Origin of the sequence: Flexivirga sp. (assembly GCF_051955415.1) — a bacterium.
Taxonomy (GTDB): Bacteria; Actinomycetota; Actinomycetes; order Actinomycetales; family Dermatophilaceae; genus Flexivirga.
In genome coordinates this window covers 1-3,748 of sequence record NZ_JBQCGS010000099.1, presented here as the reverse complement: position 1 = coordinate 3,748, position 3,748 = coordinate 1, and the positions used below count along the sequence as shown (strand labels likewise).

Genomic DNA, 3,748 nt, shown 5'->3' with positions numbered 1-3,748 from the left:
GGCGTTCAGCGCATGAGCGCGCTCCGGCTCCAGCGCTTCGTTCGCTCGAGCATCTGGCTGCTGCCGGTCGGCTGCTTGGCCGCCGGCCTGCTCCTTGCCGTCGCAAGCCTCGCCGTCGACCGGGCGACTGAATACCGGCTCCTGCCGCAGAGCCTGACCGGGACGCCGTCCGACGCCCAGACGATTCTCTCCTCCTTCGCCTCGGCGATGGTGTCGCTGACCACCCTGGTCTTGACCGTCACGCTGGTCGCGGTCCAGCTCGCGATGGGCCAGTTCTCGCCCCGCATCGTGGGAGCGCTGCTCAACGACCGGTGGAGCCAGATGGCGATCGGGTTGTTCGGCGCCAGCTTCCTGGTCTCGGTGCTCACCCTCCGCGAGGTCCGCGGCTCCGACTCCGGCACGGTGCCCGGCGTCTCGATGCTGCTCTCCTACGTCCTGATGCTCGCTAGCATCGTCGTGCTCGTCCTGTTCGTGCACCACGCCGGCCAGGGGCTGCGGGTCGCTGGGCTCATCGACCTCGTCGGCGACCGCAGCCGCGAATTCATCGTCCGCGAGCACGGCGAGCTGCCCGTCGCCGACGACGACCCGGAGGCGATCGTCGCCGCGGGACCCGGCAACGTGATCCGCGTCGACCGTCCCGCCCTGGTCGCCACGGCCCAGCGGGCGGATTGCGTGCTGGAGCTGGTCCCCCTTCTCGGCGACTACGTCGTCGGCGGCGCGCCGCTGTTCCGGCTGCATCCGGGCACCAGCTCGAGCGCGAACGGGAGTCCGGCCGGTCGCCTCCGGGCCACCGACGTCACCCGCCACGTGCTCCTCGGCGAGGAACGCGTGCATACCGAGGACCTGGCCTACGGCTTCCGCAAGCTCGTCGACATCGCCGTGCGGTCGATCGCGCAACCGTTCGAGGACCCGACAACCGCGGTCCAGGCGCTGCACCGGCTCCATGACCTGCTGCGCCAGATCGCCCCTCGCCCGTTGCCCCGCGGTGAGCACCGAGACAAGGACGGTGCAGTGCGCTTGATCGAGCGGACCGTCAGCTGGGAAGGCTACGTCCGGCTCGCCTTCGACGAGATCCGACTGGCCGGGGCGTCGGAGCCGCAGGTGAGCCGGAAGATGTGCGCGGCCATCGCCGACCTCAAGAGCGTGGCACCACCCGACCGCCAGGAACCGCTGGACCGCCAGCTCCGGCTGCTGGACGCCGCTGTCCGACGCGCCCACCAAGATGAGGATGACGTCCTCGCAGCACTCACGCCGGACACCGAAGGCATCGGCTCGGGCGCCGACGTCACCGCCGCGCCACGACCTTGGTCCGCTGTCGGCCAGATTCCGAACAGCCAAGAGTTCGGTCGGCCTCCCAGGAATGGCTGATGTCCACGGCATCGACTTGATACGCGTGGTCGGATGACGCCGTCCTCGTCCAGTGTCGCAACGGCTGGAGACTTAAAACCGAATCAGGACCATCACACCTGGGGTGCATCACGGGCGGAAACAATTCTCCGCGGACCAGCCGCGGCCGCCCGACGGTACGAGCTGCAGAGGGGCAGCGCGACGGTCGGGGCGCGCTCGGCGGCCTGCCGGGGCCGGGCCTGGGAGCCGTCCCGCGCCGCCAGTGGGGACGCAGCGCCGTCGAGATCGTCGAACGGGTTGGCCAACGGCCCGGCGCCGCGGGCGCGACAGCTGCCCGGGTGGACCTGCTGCGGCAGCTCGCCTTCCAGGTCGAACAGGGCGGGATCTAGGACGGCATCTGACGACCGGCCAGCCCGGCACAAGCGGAGCCAGTGAGTCGGCGACATTTGCGCCCCCTAGATGTTTCGCCAGTCCGGAGGTCTACCGCCATCGGTGCGGGGTAACGGAGGGGCCGCGAGTAGCGGCGTCCGGGCCGCCATTGTTCGCTCGCGCGAGTCCCCCGGAGGCGCCATGAACCTGACGGTGGACAGGGCAACCCACCGCCAGGCGCAGGGCCTGCACCCGCTGCGCTGGCGTCACGATGCCGACGCCGAGCATGACGACGAACAGCAGGGACCACAGCAGGCTGCGAAGCACCACCACGATCACAAGAGACACCACGGTCAGCTGCACCACGGCGCGCCCCACCGCCAGCGCGGCCACCCGCGACGTGCCGAGCCGACCCACCGCGGAGACCACGACCGCCAGGACGACGAGGAGCAACAGGGCCACCAAGAGGACCACGTTGGCGTGACGGACAAGTCCCGACCCTCCCGCCACCGGTATGCCGGCCTGCTGGCCGATGATCGTCTCGTAGACGAGGTCCCTGTCAAACGCTTGCCACGGAGGGCGCCTACCGCATCTGGGAGCTCACCCAGAACCGCGGAGGGTGCATACATGCCAGCAGCGGCCGTGATCCCCAGTCAGCGCAGCTGCCGTGCGCTCAGGATGAGAGAACAGTCCGATCGCCTCGCGGCGCGCGGCCGGCCGACGGCTCTTCTGCTCGCACGCGTCGACGGGCCGGGGTGTCAAAGGAGGGTCGCCCCGGCGGCCTCACGTTTTAGAAGCCGCCAAGGCTCGACGCCACGAAGTTCCGGACCTCCGCTGCGCCGTGCCGATGGCATACCCAATCTGCCCGGTTCCTACCTGCCGGCCGGTGAGCACATGAGCTACGCGCGGGTCGCGCTCGGCCACGTCGGTGAGCCGACGGACCCCCGAAGTTCACGCCCTACGGGCCGGCCGTTTCTTGGCACCCTGTTCGGGCAGTTCTCCGGTCCCTGCGACGTGTTCGGCGATGTCGCGCAGTTTGCGGTTGGTGTCGTTGCTGACCCGGCGCAGCAGGTCGAATGCCTCCTGGCTGGTGACCTTCTCGCTCGCCATCAGCACGCCGATCGCGACGCCGATGTGCCGGTTGCTGATGATGGCGGCCTCGAGCTGGCTGGACTTGTCCTGCGCGTCGAAAAGCTGGCGGTTGCGGTCCCGAGCAAGCTCATAGTGGGCTCGGAGCCGAGACAGCAGCTCGATCGGCTGGAACGGCTTGCTGACGTAGTCGTCGGCGCCGGCGGAAAGGCCCTCCGCCACCTCACCTGGGCCGGAACGCGCGGTCAGCAGCACCACCGGCACTGACGCCCATTCGCCCCGGGAACGGACCATGCGGGTCAAGTCGAGACCGCTGGGGCCTGGCAGCATCACATCGCACAGGATGATGTCCGGTTCCCCGGTCATCTCGAATGCGCTGCTGACGTCGGGGGCCGCTGACACTGCCCAGCCGTCTGAGCTCAGCAGCCGAGTCAGATAGTCGCGAAGGTCGGCGTTGTCCTCCACCAACAACACCCGCGGGGCCTGTGCTTCGAGAGACGCAGCAACGGGACGGTTGCCCATTTCCACGGGCATGAGCTCTTGGAGCAAGGCACCGATGACCTGCGGCGCGTCGATCGCAGCATCAACCGGAACGTCGTTGCCTACCTCCACTGACCGTGTCGACGCCGGCAGCACGACGGTGACGGTCGTGCCGGATCCGAGGTTGCTTTCCAGTTGAAGGCGCCCCCCTTGGGCCTCAACCAAATCCTTGACCAGCGCTAACCCGATTCCGGTCCCGGTGATGCCTCGCGCCGGACGACAAGACGCCTGATGGAATCTCTCCAAAACGCCGGTGGCTTCCTCGGGTGAGATGCCGCTGCCCGTGTCGGACACCGAGAGCGTCACCCCTTGACCGTCCCGATGCAGCGCGACAGTGATGGTGCCTGTTGGGGTGAACTTGTATGCGTTGGACAGCAGGTTTCCCACGATTTTGAACCAGGCT

The 3,748-nt window shown here is 68.6% G+C and carries 3 protein-coding genes; 1 reads left to right on the top strand and 2 read right to left on the bottom strand.

All coding sequences use genetic code 11. The features are described 5' to 3' along the window. Positions 1-1,368 (top strand): DUF2254 domain-containing protein (locus ACTHL4_RS15955; protein ID WP_440283748.1); only part of this gene is annotated, 1,368 nt, incomplete at its 5' end. 459 nt (positions 1,369-1,827) lie between these two features. On the opposite strand, the gene ACTHL4_RS15950 is transcribed toward ACTHL4_RS15955, so the two are convergent. Beyond that, positions 1,828-2,178: an ABC transporter permease gene (locus ACTHL4_RS15950; RefSeq protein ID WP_440283747.1), complete on the bottom strand. Its 351-nt coding sequence runs from the start codon at positions 2,176-2,178 to the stop codon at positions 1,828-1,830. Positions 2,179-2,667: 489 nt separating this feature from the next. Further along, positions 2,668-3,748: ATP-binding protein (locus ACTHL4_RS15945; protein ID WP_440283746.1), on the bottom strand; the 1,081-nt coding region annotated here is incomplete at its 5' end.